Here is a 15,485-nt window from a genome sequence, read left to right as displayed (position 1 = left end):
GGCTCAGCCGGCCCTCCCTAGATAGGCAGGTCGCGATCCAGCAAGCGGTCCAGCAACCAGTTGGCCGCCGGTCCCAACGGCCGCTGCCGCGACCAGACCACGTCCACCGCCTGGCTGCGCGGCCAGCCGGACACCGGCAACTCCTTCAGCCGTCCGTTGGCGTAGCCGCTGACCAGCCAGCGCGGCAGCTCGGCCCAACCGAAGCCGTGGGTGGCCATTTCCAGCAGCAACAGGTAGTTGGGCGCCGACCAGCAGCGCCCGCCGCTGGACGGCAGGCCGTCGTTGATCGCCGCGCCGGTCTCGCTATAGGTGTTCAGGCGCAGCAGACGCCATTCGGAAAGGTCACGCTCGCTGACCCGCTCCAGGCCCGCCAGCGGATGGTCGACGGCGGCGAACAGGCCGAACTCGGCACGCTCGGCGACCGCCGCCACGCCCAGCTCCGGCGGGTAGTGCGGCTGCGCGGCGAGCAGGCCGAGGGTGGCGCGGCCGCGGCTGACCTGGGCGATCACGTCCTGGTCCTCGGCGATCAGGCATTCGAACTCCAGCTCAGGGTAACGCTCGTCCAGTTCGGCCAGGCGCGCCTCGTAGCGCGCCGAATGGTAGGTGTCGGATAGCGCCAGGGTCACCCGTGGTTCCGAGCCGCCGGCGAGCAGCGCGGCGACCCGGCGCAGGCGGTCGGATGCGCCGAGGACCTCCTCGACCCGTCCCAGCAGGGTGCGCCCGGCCTCGGTCAGTTGCGGCTGGCGGCCACTGCGATCGAAGAGTTCCAGGCCGAGGTCGATCTCCAGCCGGGCAATGGCCTCGCTGACGGTCGACTGGCTCTTGCCCAGCTTGCGCGCGGCGGCGCTGAAGGAGCCGAGGGAAACGGCCTGGACGAAGGCCTCGAGGGATTCGGGCGACAAATGCATATCGGTTTTTCCGATGGTATCCAACTTAACCCTATCCCAAAGACCGATGACAATACAGCCCGACTTTAACGACGAACCGGGAGCGTTCGCCATGACCCACACCCACACCGCCCTCGACAAGACTCTCAAGGAGCGGATCTTCCACGCCCTGGCCTTCGAGGGCCTGGCCGTCCTCCTCACCGCGCCGGTGCTGTCGCTGGTGATGAACAAGCCCCTGGCGCACATGGGTGCGCTGACGCTGATGTTCTCCACCGTGGCGATGCTCTGGAACATGCTCTTCAACAGCCTCTTCGACCGCGCCCAGCGGCGCATGGGCTTCCAGCGCACCCTGCAGGTCCGGGTGCTGCATGCGATGCTTTTCGAGCTGGGTCTGATCGTGGTGCTGGTACCGCTGGCCGCCTGGTGGCTGTCGATCGGACTGGTCGAGGCGTTCCTCCTCGACATGGGCCTGATCCTGTTCTTCCTGCCCTACACCATGGCCTTCAACTGGAGCTACGACGTCCTCCGCGCACGCCTGGTGGAAAGCCGCCAGGCCAAGGCCGCCGGTTGCGACGCCGGCTAGGCCGGCGTTCAGGCCGTCAGCCGCTCGCGCAGGCGGCCGAGCATGCCGAGCAGGCTGCCGACCCGTTCCTTCTCGCGCTCGTCGCGCGGCACCTCGGCCAGCCGGTCGACCTCCGGCAGGCTTCGCCCGCGCCACAGCAAGGCCTGCTCGGCGGCCGCCTTCAGGCCTTTCTCGAACAATCCCCTGCGGATCGGCTTGGGCAGGTAGCGGAATATCTGCGCCTGGTTGATCAGTTCGAGCAGGGCCTGGGTGTCGCGGAACGGCGTAACCACCAGGCTGAGCAGGCGCGGATGGGCCTGGGCCAGGGATTTCAGCAGCGGCGCGGTATGCTCCCCGGCCAGCTTCAGGTCGCTGACCAGCACCTCCACCGGTTCGGTGTTCAGCCACACCAGCGCCTCGGCCAGGTTGCGCGCGCGCAGCAGGCGATGCCCGCCGGCATGGCAGAAGGCCCCGACGCAGTCCAGGGTTTCCGGGTCGTCGTCGAGCAGCAGCACGCTCAGCGGCGCCGCCAGCGTGGCCGCGGGCGGCGCCGGCAGGCCCTGGCGGCTGGCGATCTCCGCCGCCTGGCGCAGGGTGAAGGCCATTTCCTGGGGATTCCAGGGCTTGGTCAGGTAGCGGAAGATGCCACCGTCGTTGAGCGCGTCGACGGCGGCATCGAGGTCGGAATAGCCGGTGAGGAGAATCCGCAGGGTCTCCGGATAGCGCTCGCGAGCCTGCGCCAGCAGTTCGGCGCCGCTCATCTGCGGCATGCGCTGGTCGCTGACCAGCACCTGTATCCGTTCCGTCTTCAGGCGCTCCAGGGCGCGCCGCGGGTCGCTCTCGGTGAGCACCTCGTAATGGCGGCGGAACTGCATGGCCAGGCTGCGCAGGATGCGCTCCTCGTCATCGACGAAGAGAATGCGGACGGGAGATGGGCTCATGTCAGGCGCTCCGTTTCAGTTCGCGGGCCTGCTCTCGCGGCAGGCTGATGAGGAAGCGGGTTCCGCGGCCCGGTTCGGAGGCCACGCGGATGGTCCCGCCATGTTGCTGAATGATCTTGTAGCTGATCGACAGGCCGAGCCCGGTGCCCTGCCCCACCGGCTTGGTGGTGAAGAACGGGTCGAAGATCCGGCCGAGGACCTCGGCGGGCATGCCCTTGCCGTTGTCCTGCACGGAGAGGAACACCTGGCGCTCGTCGGCCCAGCTCTTCAGCAGGATGCGGCCGAAACGCTCCATGGCCTGCGCGGCGTTGGTCAGCAGGTTCAGCAGCACCTGGTTGATCTGCGACGGCGCGCAGGCGATAAGCGGCAGCTCGCCGAGCTGGCTGCTGATCTCGGCCTTGTCCTTGATGGCGGTGCGGGCGATCAGCACGGCGTTGCGCACGCAGTCGTTGAGGTCGACCTCCTCGCTGAAGGCGCGGTCCAGGCGGGCGAAGTCCTTGAGCCCGGAAACCAGCTCGCCGATCTGGCCGAGGCCGTAGCGGGTATCGACGAACAATTGCCGCAGGTCCTCGCGCAACTGTTCGACGGCGGCTTCGCGGCGCACCGCGTCGGCCGCCTGCAGCGCCTGCGCCAGGCGCGCTTCGTCGCACTGCGGGTCGCCCAGGCAGTCGACCAGCGCCGCCTGGGCATCGGCCAGGCGCAACAAGGGATCGCTCAGCTCCTCCAGCAGCGCCAGGTTGTTGCCGACGTAGCCGAGCGGCGTGTTCAGCTCGTGTGCGACCCCGGCCACCATCTGCCCGAGCGAAGCCATCTTTTCCGACTGCACCAGTTGCGCCTGGGACTCCTTGAGGTCCACCAGCGCTTTGCGCAGCACCCGGTTGCGCTGGGCGATGCGCGCCTCCATGGCCTTCAGCAGGTCGAGTACGGTGCCCAGGCCACGGTAGCGGCCCTCTTCGTCGACCAGGGCGAAGTCCTCGGTGATCGGATACTGCAGGCGACCGGTGACCTGCTGCGCCGCCTCCTCCAGGCTGGCGCCGAGGGAGACGCTGAGGGGCGCCCGGTTCATGACGTCGCGCACCGGATGGCGGCCCCAGAGGTCGCGGCCGAAACGCTGCATGAAGATGTCCTGGAGGGTGTAGCGGCTGACCAGGCCGAGGACCCGGCGCTCGTCGTCGACCACCGGCAGCGAGAGGAAGGCACGGTGCTCCGGCATCAGCAGGCGGTCGGCGACGTCGCTGATGCTCATCGCCGGAGTCAGGGGTTCCACCGGGCGCAACAGACGGGACAACGCGCTCGGAGACATCGGCAACCTCTCGCTGGCAGGCCCGGACGGGGCAATGAAGGGATACCCGCCAGTTAAGCAATGTCAGATTGCCAACATGTGACAGGCATCACGCCGGCCAGGCTCAGCGCTTTCTCCGCCCGCAACTTCCGAGCGCCGCCGGGAGTCTCAACCACAGGGCCTCGCGCCGGAGCGTTGTCTGACAGAAAGGCAAACCCGGCGTATGGTGAACATTCATATCGATGAGGGAGAACAACATGCCCTGGTACGCCTGGTTGATCATCGTCCTCGCCCTGGGCTCCATCGTCGGCGGACTCCTGCTGCTGCGCGACTCGGCGAAGAAGCTGCCGTTGAGCGAGGAACAGCTCAAACGCATCCATGAACGCAACGCCGAGCTGGACGCGCAGGAGGCGAAGGACCGCTGAACCTATTGGCCTGCCGGCGGGTCACTAGGTCTCGTAGGAAAACCCCGGCGGGCGAAAAACCGGCGAGGCGAAGGCTCGCGGGGCGGAGTCATGCGGGCCGCGCGTGGTTTTTCCTGCGCAACCTGGGGTTCGTTCCCCGTGTGTTTCCCTCTGGCAGAAGGTTCGTTCCTTGCGCTTTTCCCATCCGCGGGTCGAAATGCCTTTAGAATCCCTCCTTTAAACGGGAGGCTGCATGCTCGGGCGTCTGATACCGCTTCTACCCATTCTGTTCCTGCTCGGGGGCTTCTTCACCGGGCACATCGCGCTGCTGACGGCGGTCATCGTCCTGCTCTACATCATCTGGGTGACCTACGCCGAGCGCTGGCTGCCGACCCTGCTCTGGTGGCCGGTGAGCCTCGCCGCCAGCGCCCTGATCGCCATCCACTACCTGCCCGGCTTCATTCCCCTGCGCCTGTTCCCCTGGGACCTTGCCAGCGCCAGCCCGCCGATCCAGATGATCTGGCTGCCCTGGGACAAGGCCCTGGTCGCCCTTACCCTGCTCGCCTGGTGGCTACGCCGGCCGAAGCAGCCGCTGGTGTCGCTGGATATCACCGCGCTGGCCTTCTGCCTGACCTTCTTCGTGGTGCCGCTGCTGTCGATCATGACCAATGCCGCGAGCTGGCAGCCGAAGTGGCCGGATGCCTTCTGGTGGTGGCTGGTACTGAACGTCGGGGTGGTCTCGCTGGCCGAGGAGGCTTTCTTCCGCGGCCTGCTGCAAAGCCAGTTGATCCGCTGGTTCGGCGCCTGGCCGGGAATCATCGTCGCGACCCTCGCCTACGCCGCGCTGCACCTGCTGGTGAACCCGGTGTATGCGCTACTGGCCGGGATCGCCGGGCTGGGCTACGGCATGGTCCTGCACTTCAGCGGGCGGCTGTCGCTGGCGGTGCTGCTGCACGCCTCGATCAACACCCTGCACTTCCTCCTGCTGAGCTACCCGTTCCGCCTGATCTCCGAGTGATCAGGCGTCCTTGATCACCAGCGCCAGGGCCTCCTCGGCGAGCTGGTCGAGACTCATCGGTCCTTCCGGACGGAACCAGGTGGTGGTCCAGGACAGCGCGCCGGTGAGGAAGCGCCGCAGGATGAACGGATCGCCCTGGCAGTAGCCGGCCAGCCGCGCCTCCCCCAGCACGTCCAGCCACATCTGCTCGTAGATGTCGCGCAGGCCGAGGATGTACGCCTGGCCTTCGGCGGACAGCGAGCGCCACTCGTAGACCAGCACCGCCATCGCCTCGCCGGTACCGCCCATGATCGATTGCAGCTCGCAGCGGATCAGTCCCAGCACCCGCTCGCGCAGGTCCTCGGCGTCGGCCAGGGCGGCGCGCATCAGCGCGGTGTTGTAGAGGATGGTCTCTTCCATCACCGAGCGCAGGATCTCGTCCTTGCTCTTGAAGTGATGGAAGATGCTGCCCGACTGGATGCCCACCGCGCTGGCCAGGTCGCGCACCGTGGTGCGTTCGTAGCCTTTGCTGCGGAACAGGTGGGCGGCGGTCTGCAGCAGCTTGCCGCGGGCGCTTTCCGGATCGGTGAGCTGTCCGGTAGCCACCAGCTCCAGCATCACTTCCCGGGCTTTCTGATCGTCCAACGCTGAGTACCCCTTTTCCGGATCGTCGGCGGCTCGGTGCCGCTCATCCGCGCGCCCGGCCGCTCCGTATTTGCCGACCGGCCTCGGGATTGCCCCGCAAGTGCTTGTCGGCATTCATGAAATGTATGCCTGCGAAGACGACCGAGCAAGCGCTTGGGTAACAGCCGCGAAGGGATTTGTTTCCGCCCTCTTCTCAACCAAGCGCTTGCTTGGTAATGTCGCCCCACACTTCCGCCGTCACGGGTCAAGAACAATGCAAAAGACCGTACGCATCGGCTGCGCCTCGGCCTTCTGGGGCGACACCTGCACCGCGGCCGCGCAGCTGGTGCGCGGCGCGCCGCTGGACTACCTGGTGTTCGACTACCTGGCCGAGATCACCATGTCGATCATGGCCGGCGCCCGCCTGAAACAGCCGGACGCCGGCTACGCCACCGACTTCGTCGAGGTCCTCGCACCACTGCTGGGCGAGATCGCCGAGAAGAAGATCCGCGTCATCAGCAACGCTGGCGGGATCAATCCGCAGGCCTGTGCCGCCGCCCTCGCCGCGGCCTGCGAGAAGGCCGGGGTGCAGCTGAAGATCGCCGTGCTCCATGGCGACAACCTGCAAGCGCGCCAGGCCGAACTGGCCAAGGCCGGCATCCGCGAGATGTTCAGCGACGCGCCTTTCCCGCCGATGTGCGTCTCGCTCAACGCCTACCTCGGCGCGCCGGGCATCGTCGAGGCCCTGCGCCTGGGCGCGGATATCGTGATCACCGGCCGGGTGGTCGACAGCGCGGTGGTCAGCGCCGCCCTGGTGCACGAGTTCGGCTGGGCCTGGGACGACTACGACCGACTGGCCCAGGCAGCCCTCGCCGGGCACATCGTCGAATGCGGCGCGCAATGCACCGGCGGCAATTTCACCGACTGGGAGCAGGTGCCGGACTATGAGCACATCGGTTTCCCCATCGTCGAGGTCGAGGCCGACGGGCGCTTCGTGGTGACCAAGGCGCCCGGCACCGGTGGCCTGGTCAGCGAACTGAGCGTCGGCGAACAGATGCTCTACGAGATCGGCGACCCACGCGCCTACCTGCTGCCCGACGTGGTCTGCGACTTCACCGAGGTGCGCCTGCGCCAGGTCGGACCCGACCGGGTCGCGGTGGAAGGCGCGCGCGGCCTGCCGCCCACCGACCGGTACAAGGTCAGCGCCACCTATCCGGACGGTTTCCGCTGCACCGCCAGTTGCCTGATCGCCGGCATCGATGCGCTGAAGAAGGCCGAGCGGGTCAGCCAGGCGATCATCGCCAGGACCGAGGAAATCTTCGCCGAGCGCGGCTGGGAGCCCTACCGCGAGGTCAATGTCGAACTGCTCGGCAGCGAAGCCACCTATGGTCCCCATGGGCGACGGCAGGACAGCCGCGAAGTGGTGGTCAAGCTGGCCGTCCGGCATCCGCGCAAGGAAGCCCTGGTGCTGTTCTCCCGCGAGATCGCCCAGGCCGCCACCGGGATGGCGCCCGGCCTGACCGGCATCGTCGGCGGCCGGCCGACGGTGTATCCGGTGATCCGCCTGTTCTCTTTCCTGATCGACAAGGCGCAATGCGCGTTGAGCGTAGAGATCGACGGCCAGCGCCATCCGCTGGAACTGCCGGTCCTCGAAGCCTTCGACCCGGCACGATTGGCCGAGGCGCGCCAGCCGCCACGCCCGGAGCAGCCCGCCAGCGCCAGCGTGCCGCTGGTGAAGCTAGCGGTGGCGCGCTCCGGCGACAAAGGCAACCACAGCAACATCGGGGTCATGGCGCGGCGCCCGGAGTACCTGCCGTGGATCGCCGAGGCGCTGGAGGAAGGCGCCGTGGTGGACTGGATGCAGCATGTGCTCGACCCGCAGACCGGCCGGGTCGGCCGCTGGTACCTGCCGGGCAGCCACAGCCTGAACTTCCTGCTGGAGAACGCCCTCGGCGGCGGCGGCGTCGCCAGCCTGCGCATCGACCCGCAGGGCAAGGCCTTTGCCCAGCAGTTGCTGGAGTTCCCGGTGGCGGTGCCGCAGGCGCTCGCCGACGCGCTGGAAACGCAAGGCAGATAACCACAACCAGGAACGGCGAATGCGGCGTTCCGCTGCCCCTCTACGGGATTCATCGGAGTCACCAGAACAATGAGCTACGACTCGATCTTCCGACCTGGCCTGTTCGACGGCCAGACCATCATCGTCACCGGCGGCGGCAGCGGCATCGGCCGCTGCACCGCCCACGAGCTGGCGGCCCTCGGCGCCCACGTGGTGCTGGTCGGACGCAAGGCGGAAAAGCTGGAGAAGACCGCCGGCGAGATCGTCGAGGACGGCGGCAGCGTCAGCTGGCACGCCTGCGACATCCGCGAGGAGGAAGCGGTGAAGACGCTGGTGGCGAATATCCTGGCCGAACGCGGGACCATCCATCACCTCGTCAACAACGCCGGCGGCCAGTATCCCTCGCCCCTCGCCTCGATCAGCCAGAAGGGCTTCGAGACCGTGCTCCGCACCAACCTGGTCGGCGGCTTCCTGGTCGCCCGCGAAGTGTTCAACCAGTCGATGAGCAAGACCGGCGGCAGCATCGTCAACATGCTCGCCGACATGTGGGGCGGCATGCCCGGCATGGGTCACTCCGGCGCCGCACGCTCCGGCATGGAGAATTTCACCAGGACCGCCGCCGTCGAGTGGGGCCATGCCGGCGTGCGGGTCAACGCGGTGGCGCCGGGCTGGATCGCGTCCAGCGGCATGGATACCTACGAAGGCGCGTTCAAGGCGGTGATCCCGACCCTGCGCGAGCACGTGCCGCTCAAGCGCATCGGCAGCGAGTCGGAAGTCGCCGCCGCCATCGTCTTCCTGCTCTCCCCCGGCGCCGCCTTCGTCAGCGGCAACACGATCCGCATCGACGGCGCCGCCAGCCAGGGCAGCCGCGCCTTCCCGCTATTCAAGGGCAAGCCGGGACAGAGCCGCGCGTACAACGGCTTCCACCGCGCCTACCTGCCCGACGTACTGAAGGACCAGGAGGACTGACATGCCCGCGATCCAGTCGGAACTCGACGTCAACGGCGAGGACTTCGCCCGCAACCGCGAGGCCATGCTCGCCGCCGTGGCCGGCTTCCGCGAGTTGGAGCAGAAGGTCCTGGACAAGGCCGCCGAGGCCAGGCCGAAGTTCGAGAAACGCGGCCAGCTGCTGCCGCGCGAACGCCTGGCGCTGCTGCTCGACCCGGGCGCGCCGTTCCTCGAACTGTCCTCGCTGGCCGGCTACAAGCTGCACGACGACAAGGACGGCACCCAGGCCGGCGGCGGGATCATCGCCGGGATCGGCTACATCGCCGGGGTGCGCTGCCTGGTCAGTGCCAGCAACAGCGCGATCAAGGGCGGCACCATCTCCCCGACCGGGCTGAAGAAGACCCTGCGCCTGCAGCAGATCGCCATGGAGAACAAGCTGCCGGTGGTGACCCTCACCGAAAGCGGTGGCGCCAACCTCAACTACGCGGCGGAGATCTTCGTCGAAGGTGCGCGCGGCTTCGCCAACCAGGCGCGGATCTCCGCCATGGGCATTCCCCAGGTCACCGTGGTGCATGGTTCCAGCACCGCCGGCGGTGCCTACCAGCCGGGGCTGTCGGACTACGTGGTGGTGGTGCGCGGCAAGGCCAAGATGTTCCTCGCCGGGCCGCCGTTGCTCAAGGCCGCCACCGGCGAGATCGCCAGCGACGAGGAGCTCGGCGGAGCCGAACTGCACGCGCAGGTCGCCGGCACCGCGGAATACCTGGCGGAAAACGACGCCGACGGCGTGCGCCTGGCCCGCGAGATCGTCGGCATGTTGCCGTGGAACGCACAACTGCCGGCGCGCCCGGCGCGTTCCTGGCGTGAACCGCTGTACCCGGTGGAGGAGCTGCTCGGGGTGGTTCCGGCCGACCCGAAGAAGCCCTACGACGTCCGCGAGATCGTCGCGCGCATCGCCGACGGCTCCGAGTTCCTCGACTTCAAGAACGAGTTCGACGGCCAGACCGTCTGCGGCCACCTGCGCATCGAGGGCCACGCCTGCGGCCTGATCGGCAACAACGGACCGATCACCCCGCAGGGCGCGGCCAAGGCGGCGCAGTTCATCCAGCTCTGCGAACAGAGCAACACGCCGCTGCTGTTCCTGCACAACACCACCGGCTTCATGGTCGGCACCGAGTCGGAGCGCCAGGGCGTGATCAAGCACGGCTCGAAGATGATCCAGGCGGTGGCCAACGCCCGCGTGCCCAAGCTGACCCTGGTGGTCGGCGGCTCCTACGGCGCCGGCAACTACGCGATGTGCGGACGCGGCCTCGACCCGCGCTTCATCTTCGCCTGGCCGAACAGTCGCACCGCGGTGATGGGCGGTGCCCAGGCCGGCAAGGTGCTGCGCATCGTCACCGAGGAGAAACACGCCAAGGAAGGCAAGGAAGCCGATCCGAAGATGCTCGAGATGCTGGAAACCGTCACCGCGCAGAAGCTCGACAGCCAGTCCACCGCGCTCTACGGCACCGCCAGCCTGTGGGACGACGGCCTGGTCGACCCGCGCGACAGCCGCAGGCTGCTCGGCTACCTGCTGGATATCTGCGCGGAAGCCGAGGCGCGGCCGCTGAAGGGCAACAGCTTCGGGGTCGCGAGGTTCTGACTGCAACAGGCGAGCCGGCGACAGCCCCTCTCCCCGCTCTCCCTGAAGGAAGAGGGTTGGGAGAGAGCAAGCGGATCCTGCCGGAAAACAATGATGCCCAGGAGGAAAGACAACCCATGATCTTCACCCAGGAACACGAGGAACTCCGCCGCACCGTTCGCAGCTTCGTCGAGCGGGAAATCAACCCCAACGTCGACCAGTGGGAAAAGGACGGCCGCTTCCCGATCCACGAGATCTTCCGCAAGGCCGGCGAACTCGGCCTGCTGGGCATCTCCAAGCCGGAGAAGTTCGGCGGCATGGGCCTGGACTACAGCTACTCGATCGTCGCCGCCGAGGAATTCGGCAGCATCACCTGCGGCGGCATCCCGATGGCCATCGGCGTGCAGACCGACATGTGCACCCCGGCCCTGGCCCGCTTCGGTTCCGACGAGTTGCGCGAGGAGTTCCTCCGCCCGGCCATCGCCGGCGAGATGGTCGGCTGCATCGGCGTCTCCGAGGTCGGCGCCGGCTCCGACGTCGCCGGCCTGAAGACCACCGCGCGCAAGGACGGCGACGACTATGTGATCAACGGCAGCAAGATGTGGATCACCAACTCGCCGTCGGCCGACTTCATGTGCCTGCTCGCCAATACCTCCGACGACAAGCCGCACGTCAACAAGTCGCTGATCGTGGTCCCGATGAAGACCCCGGGCATTACCCTCAGTCCGCACCTGGACAAGCTCGGCATGCGCAGTTCGGAGACCGCCCAGGTGTTCTTCGATAACGTCCGCGTACCGCAGCGCAACCGCATCGGCGCGGAGGGCGCCGGCTTCATGATGCAGATGCTGCAGTTCCAGGAAGAACGGCTGTTCGGCGCGGCCAACATGATCAAGGGCCTGGAGCACTGCATCGACGTCACCATCGAGTATTGCAAGGAGCGCAGGACCTTCGGCCAGCCGCTGATCGACAACCAGGTCATCCACTTCCGCATGGCCGAGATGATGACCGAGGTCGAGGCGCTGCGCGCCCTGGTCTACCAGGCCACCGAGCTGTACGTGAAAGGCAGGGACGTGACGCGCCTGGCTTCCATGGCCAAGCTGAAGGCCGGCCGCCTCGGCCGCGAGGTCAGCGACGCCTGCCTGCAGTACTGGGGCGGCATGGGCTTCATGTGGGACAACCCGGTCTCCCGCGCCTACCGCGACACCCGCCTGGTATCCATCGGCGGCGGTGCCGACGAGATCATGCTCGGCATCATCTGCAAGCTGATGGGCATCCTGCCGGGCAAGAAGAAAGGCTGACGTTCCAGGAGGAAACCGGCATGAGCCTGCCGCATTGCGAGACCCTGCTGCTGGAACCCATCGAGGGCGTCCTGCGGATCACCCTGAACCGCCCGCAAAGCCGCAACGCCATGAGCCTGGCGATGGTCGGCGAACTGCGCGCGGTGCTCGCCGCCGTGCGCGACGACCGTAGCGTGCGGGCGCTGGTGCTGCGCGGCGCCGGCGGGCACTTCTGCGCCGGCGGCGACATCAAGGACATGGCCGGTGCCCGCGCCGCCGGGGCGGAAGCCTACCGCACGCTGAACCGCGCCTTCGGCAGCCTGCTGGAGGAAGCCCAGGCCGCCCCGCAACTGCTGGTGGCGCTGGTGGAAGGCGCGGTGCTCGGCGGCGGTTTCGGCCTGGCCTGCGTGTCGGACGTAGCGATCGCCGCCGCCGATGCGCAGTTCGGCCTGCCGGAAACCAGCCTCGGCATTCTCCCGGCGCAGATCGCGCCTTTCGTGGTCCGCCGCATCGGCCTGACCCAGGCCCGCCGCCTGGCCCTCACCGCCGCCCGCTTCGACGGCCGCGAGGCGCTGCGCCTGGGCCTGGTGCATTTCTGCGAGGCCGACGCCGATGCCCTCGAACAGCGCCTGGAGGAAACCCTCGAGCAACTGCGCCGCTGCGCGCCGAACGCCAACGCCGCCACCAAGGCCCTGCTGCTGGCCAGCGAAAGCGGCGAACTCGGCGCCCTGCTGGACGATGCGGCGCGACAGTTCGCCGAAGCGGTGGGCGGCGCCGAAGGCAGTGAAGGCACCCTGGCCTTCGTACAGAAACGCAAGCCGGTCTGGGCCCAGTGAGCCACGACCGCGAAACAGGGCAACAGCCTCCAGGAGCCGAACGACATGCCCAGCTTCAACAAGATCCTCGTCGCCAACCGCGGTGAAATCGCCTGCCGGGTGCTGCGCACCGCCCATGAACTGGGCTACCGCAGCGTTGCCGTGTACAGCGAGGCGGACGCCGACGCCCGCCATGTGCAACTGGCCGACGAGGCCGTGTGCATCGGCCCGGCAGCGGTGGCGCAGTCCTACCTGAACCTCGAGGCGATCCTCGACGCCGCCCGTCGCAGCGGCGCCGAGGCGATCCACCCCGGCTACGGCTTCCTCTCCGAGAACGCCGAATTCGCCCGTGCCTGCGAAGCCGCCGGGATCGTCTTCATCGGCCCGGATGCGGAAGCCATCCACCTGATGGGCAGCAAGCGCCTGTCGAAGATCGCCATGCTCGCCGCCGGGGTGCCGTGCATCCCCGGCTACGAAGGCGCCGAACAGGACGACGCGACCCTGCGGCGCGAGGCCGAACGCATCGGCTACCCACTGATGATCAAGGCCAGCGCCGGCGGCGGCGGCCGCGGCATGCGCCTGGTGGAGGAACCCGACCAACTGCTGGACCAGTTGCGCACCGCACGCTCGGAAGCGCTGGGCGCCTTCGGCAGCGCCGAACTGATCCTGGAGAAGGCCGTGCTGCGCCCGCGCCATGTGGAGATCCAGGTGTTCGGCGACCGCCACGGCAACCTGCTCTACCTCGGCGAACGCGACTGCTCGGTGCAGCGCCGCCACCAGAAGGTCATCGAGGAAGCTCCCTGCCCGGTGCTCGATGCCGACCTGCGTCGCGCCATGGGCGAGGCGGCGGTGAAGGCCGCGGCTTCGGTCAACTACGTGGGCGCCGGCACCGTCGAGTTTCTTCTCGGCGAGGATGGCCGCTTCTACTTCCTGGAGATGAATACCCGCCTGCAGGTCGAACACCCGGTCACCGAACTGGTCACCGGCCAGGACCTGGTGGCCTGGCAGATCCGCGTCGCCGAGGGCCATCCGCTGCCGCTGCGGCAGGAACAGGTGGAACTGCGCGGGCATGCCATCGAGGTCCGCCTCTACGCCGAGGACGCCGGTCGCGGCTTCCTGCCGCAGACCGGCACGGTGCTGCGCTGGGACCCGGAACTGCTGCCCGGCGTACGCATCGACCATGGCCTGGTCGAGGGGCAGGCGGTGACGCCCTTCTACGACCCGATGCTGGCCAAGCTGATCGCCTACGGGGCGACCCGCGACGAAGCCCGGCGCAAGCTGATCCGCGCGCTGGAGCGCTGCGTGCTGCTGGGGGTCGACGGCAACCAGCGGTTCCTCGCCAACCTCCTGGCGCATCCGGACTTCGCCGCCGGCGAGGCGACCACCGCCTTCATCGGCGAACGCTTCGCCGAAGACCCCAGCCTGCAACCGCGCCAGCCGGGCGCCGAGGAACTGGCCCTGGCCGCCGCCCTGCTCTACCAGGCCGGCGCCGAGGCCAGTGCGCACCAGCCCGGCCTGGCCGGCTGGCGCAGCGCCGCCGGGGCACCGTGGAAGATCGTCCTGAAGCACGCCGAACAGCGCCTGGAGATCGGCCTGGACGTCCTCGAAAGCGGTCGCCGGCCGCGACTGCTGGCGCGCCTGGAGCGACGCGAGATCGCCGTGCGCCTGCTCGACTGCGACGGACGCTGGGCCAGCGCCGAACTCGACGGCATTCGCCGCCGCCACGCCTACCACCTGGACGGCGGGCGCCTCTGGCTATACGGCCACGGCGGCAACCTCGAACTGCTCGACGTCACCCACGCCGGCGCCAGCGCCCAGGTCGGCGCCAGTTCCGGCACGCTCAAGGCGCCGATGGACGGCGCCATCGTCGAGGTGCTGGTCGGCGAGGGCGAACGGGTCGGCAAGGGCCAACTGCTGCTGGTGCTGGAGGCAATGAAGATGGAACACCCGCTGAAGGCCGGAGTCGACGGCGTGGTCCGCCGCGTCCAGGTCGGCCGTGGCGAGCAGGTGCGCAACCGGCAGGTGCTGGTCGAGGTGGAAGCCGACGCCTGAGACACCCCGCCGCTCATCCGCAACGACAACGACAAGAAAACGGAGACGCCCATGTCACTGCACGGCAAGACCCTGTTCATCACCGGCGCCAGCCGCGGCATCGGCCGGGAGATAGCCCTGCGCGCCGCGCGCGATGGCGCCAACCTGGTGATCGCGGCGAAGAGCGCCGAGCCGCATCCGAAGCTGGAAGGCACCATCTTCAGCGTCGCCGCCGAGGTCGAGGCCGCCGGCGGCCAGGCCCTGCCGCTGCAACTCGACGTGCGCGACGAGCAGGCCGTGGCGGCGGCCATGGCCCGCGCCGCCGAACGCTTCGGCGGGATCGACGCGCTGGTCAACAACGCCGGGGCGATCCGCCTGGTCGGGGTGGAGAAGCTGGAGCCCAAGCGCTTCGACCTGATGTACCAGATCAACACCCGCGCGGTGCTGGTCTGCAGCCAGGCCGCCCTGCCCTACCTGCGCAGGAGCGCCAACGGCCACATCCTCAGCCTGTCGCCGCCGATCAACCTGGCCGGCAGGTGGTTCGCCCAGCACGGCCCCTACACGGTCACCAAGTACGGCATGAGCATGCTTACCCTGGGGATGCACGAGGAGTTCGGGAAATACGCCATCAGCGTCAACGCGCTGTGGCCGAAGACCATGATCGCCACCGCCGCCATCGAGTTCGAGCTGGGCAGCCGTGACGCCTTCCGCCGCGCGCGCACCCCGGCGATCATGGCCGACGCCGCGCACGCCATTCTCACCAGCGAGGGGCGCAGCCTCAGCGGGCGCCTGCTGGTCGACGAGGAATTGCTGCGCGAGCGCGGCCAGAGCGATTTCGAGCAGTACCGCTACGACCCGGAGGGTGGCGCGCTGGTGCCCGACCTGTTCCTCGACTGAGGTCTCCGACGAAAGGCGCGCGGCGCTCTGCGGCGGGCTTCCGGGCTATTTGCCGAAGTGCCCCGGGGCGACCGCGCAACGGTCATAGCCGAGGCGGCGGCTGCGGTCTAGAGTCGCGGGAGCGTCCTACGCCCCGCACAACAACG

At 68.4% G+C, this 15,485-nt stretch carries 14 protein-coding genes; 10 read left to right on the top strand and 4 right to left on the bottom strand.

All coding sequences use genetic code 11. The features are described 5' to 3' along the window. Positions 1-17: 17 nt before the first annotated feature. Positions 18-908, bottom strand: coding sequence for a LysR family transcriptional regulator (locus AC1RB9_RS10620; RefSeq protein ID WP_003090978.1), 891 nt, complete (start codon positions 906-908; stop codon positions 18-20). A 91-nt stretch (positions 909-999) separates the two neighbouring features. On the opposite strand from AC1RB9_RS10620, the gene AC1RB9_RS10615 reads away from it, so the two are divergent. Beyond that, on the top strand, positions 1,000-1,470 hold the full coding sequence (locus tag AC1RB9_RS10615) for a multidrug/biocide efflux PACE transporter (protein ID WP_003101714.1): 471 nt from the start codon (positions 1,000-1,002) through the stop codon (positions 1,468-1,470). An 8-nt stretch (positions 1,471-1,478) separates the two neighbouring features. Here AC1RB9_RS10615 and AC1RB9_RS10610 read toward each other — a convergent pair whose 3' ends face one another. Together AC1RB9_RS10610 and AC1RB9_RS10605 are read right to left on the bottom strand one after the other, a co-directional pair. After that, entirely contained in the window at positions 1,479-2,390 is a 912-nt protein-coding gene (locus AC1RB9_RS10610) for a response regulator (RefSeq protein WP_003090981.1), read from the bottom strand. 1 nt (position 2,391) lies between these two features. Further along, a complete protein-coding gene (locus AC1RB9_RS10605) occupies positions 2,392-3,693 on the bottom strand; it encodes a sensor histidine kinase (protein WP_003160587.1) in 1,302 nt (433 codons plus the stop codon). A gap of 236 nt (positions 3,694-3,929) precedes the next feature. On the opposite strand from AC1RB9_RS10605, the gene AC1RB9_RS10600 reads away from it, so the two are divergent. Beyond that, positions 3,930-4,097, top strand: coding sequence for a DUF2897 family protein (locus tag AC1RB9_RS10600; RefSeq protein WP_003090984.1), 168 nt, complete (start codon positions 3,930-3,932; stop codon positions 4,095-4,097). Positions 4,098-4,329: 232 nt separating this feature from the next. Further along, positions 4,330-5,094, top strand: coding sequence for a CPBP family intramembrane glutamic endopeptidase (locus AC1RB9_RS10595; protein WP_003090986.1), 765 nt, complete (start codon positions 4,330-4,332; stop codon positions 5,092-5,094). On the opposite strand, the gene atuR is transcribed toward AC1RB9_RS10595, so the two are convergent. Then, positions 5,095-5,718, bottom strand: a complete 624-nt coding sequence (atuR, locus tag AC1RB9_RS10590) for an atu genes transcriptional repressor AtuR (RefSeq protein WP_003117641.1) — start codon at positions 5,716-5,718, stop codon at positions 5,095-5,097. 253 nt (positions 5,719-5,971) lie between these two features. Here atuR and AC1RB9_RS10585 point away from each other — a divergent pair, with 253 nt between their 5' ends. The 7 genes from AC1RB9_RS10585 to AC1RB9_RS10555 all read left to right on the top strand — a co-directional run bounded on the left by AC1RB9_RS10585 (position 5,972) and on the right by AC1RB9_RS10555 (position 15,339). Further along, a complete protein-coding gene (locus tag AC1RB9_RS10585; protein WP_003130781.1) occupies positions 5,972-7,774 on the top strand; it encodes an acyclic terpene utilization AtuA family protein in 1,803 nt (600 codons plus the stop codon). Positions 7,775-7,843: 69 nt separating this feature from the next. Next, positions 7,844-8,722 (top strand): SDR family oxidoreductase, encoded by an 879-nt coding sequence (locus tag AC1RB9_RS10580; protein WP_003090991.1) that lies wholly within the window; start codon positions 7,844-7,846, stop codon positions 8,720-8,722. Position 8,723: 1 nt separating this feature from the next. Further along, positions 8,724-10,340: a geranyl-CoA carboxylase subunit beta gene (gene atuC / locus AC1RB9_RS10575; protein ID WP_003114738.1), complete on the top strand. Its 1,617-nt coding sequence runs from the start codon at positions 8,724-8,726 to the stop codon at positions 10,338-10,340. A gap of 116 nt (positions 10,341-10,456) precedes the next feature. After that, positions 10,457-11,617 (top strand): citronellyl-CoA dehydrogenase, encoded by a 1,161-nt coding sequence (gene atuD, locus AC1RB9_RS10570; protein ID WP_003101733.1) that lies wholly within the window; start codon positions 10,457-10,459, stop codon positions 11,615-11,617. 20 nt (positions 11,618-11,637) lie between these two features. Further along, on the top strand, positions 11,638-12,432 hold the full coding sequence (gene atuE, locus AC1RB9_RS10565; protein WP_003143706.1) for an isohexenylglutaconyl-CoA hydratase: 795 nt from the start codon (positions 11,638-11,640) through the stop codon (positions 12,430-12,432). Positions 12,433-12,477: 45 nt separating this feature from the next. Next, positions 12,478-14,463 (top strand): geranyl-CoA carboxylase subunit apha, encoded by a 1,986-nt coding sequence (gene atuF / locus AC1RB9_RS10560; protein WP_003117643.1) that lies wholly within the window; start codon positions 12,478-12,480, stop codon positions 14,461-14,463. 51 nt (positions 14,464-14,514) lie between these two features. Next, complete coding sequence (locus AC1RB9_RS10555; RefSeq protein ID WP_003101741.1) at positions 14,515-15,339, top strand: SDR family oxidoreductase; 825 nt, start codon at positions 14,515-14,517, stop codon at positions 15,337-15,339. Positions 15,340-15,485 lie beyond the last annotated feature (146 nt).

It is taken from the genome of Pseudomonas sp. 20-5 (assembly GCF_056782835.1).
Note: the sequence above shows the minus strand (reverse complement) of the source record. Positions and strands in the feature narration are given on the sequence as shown.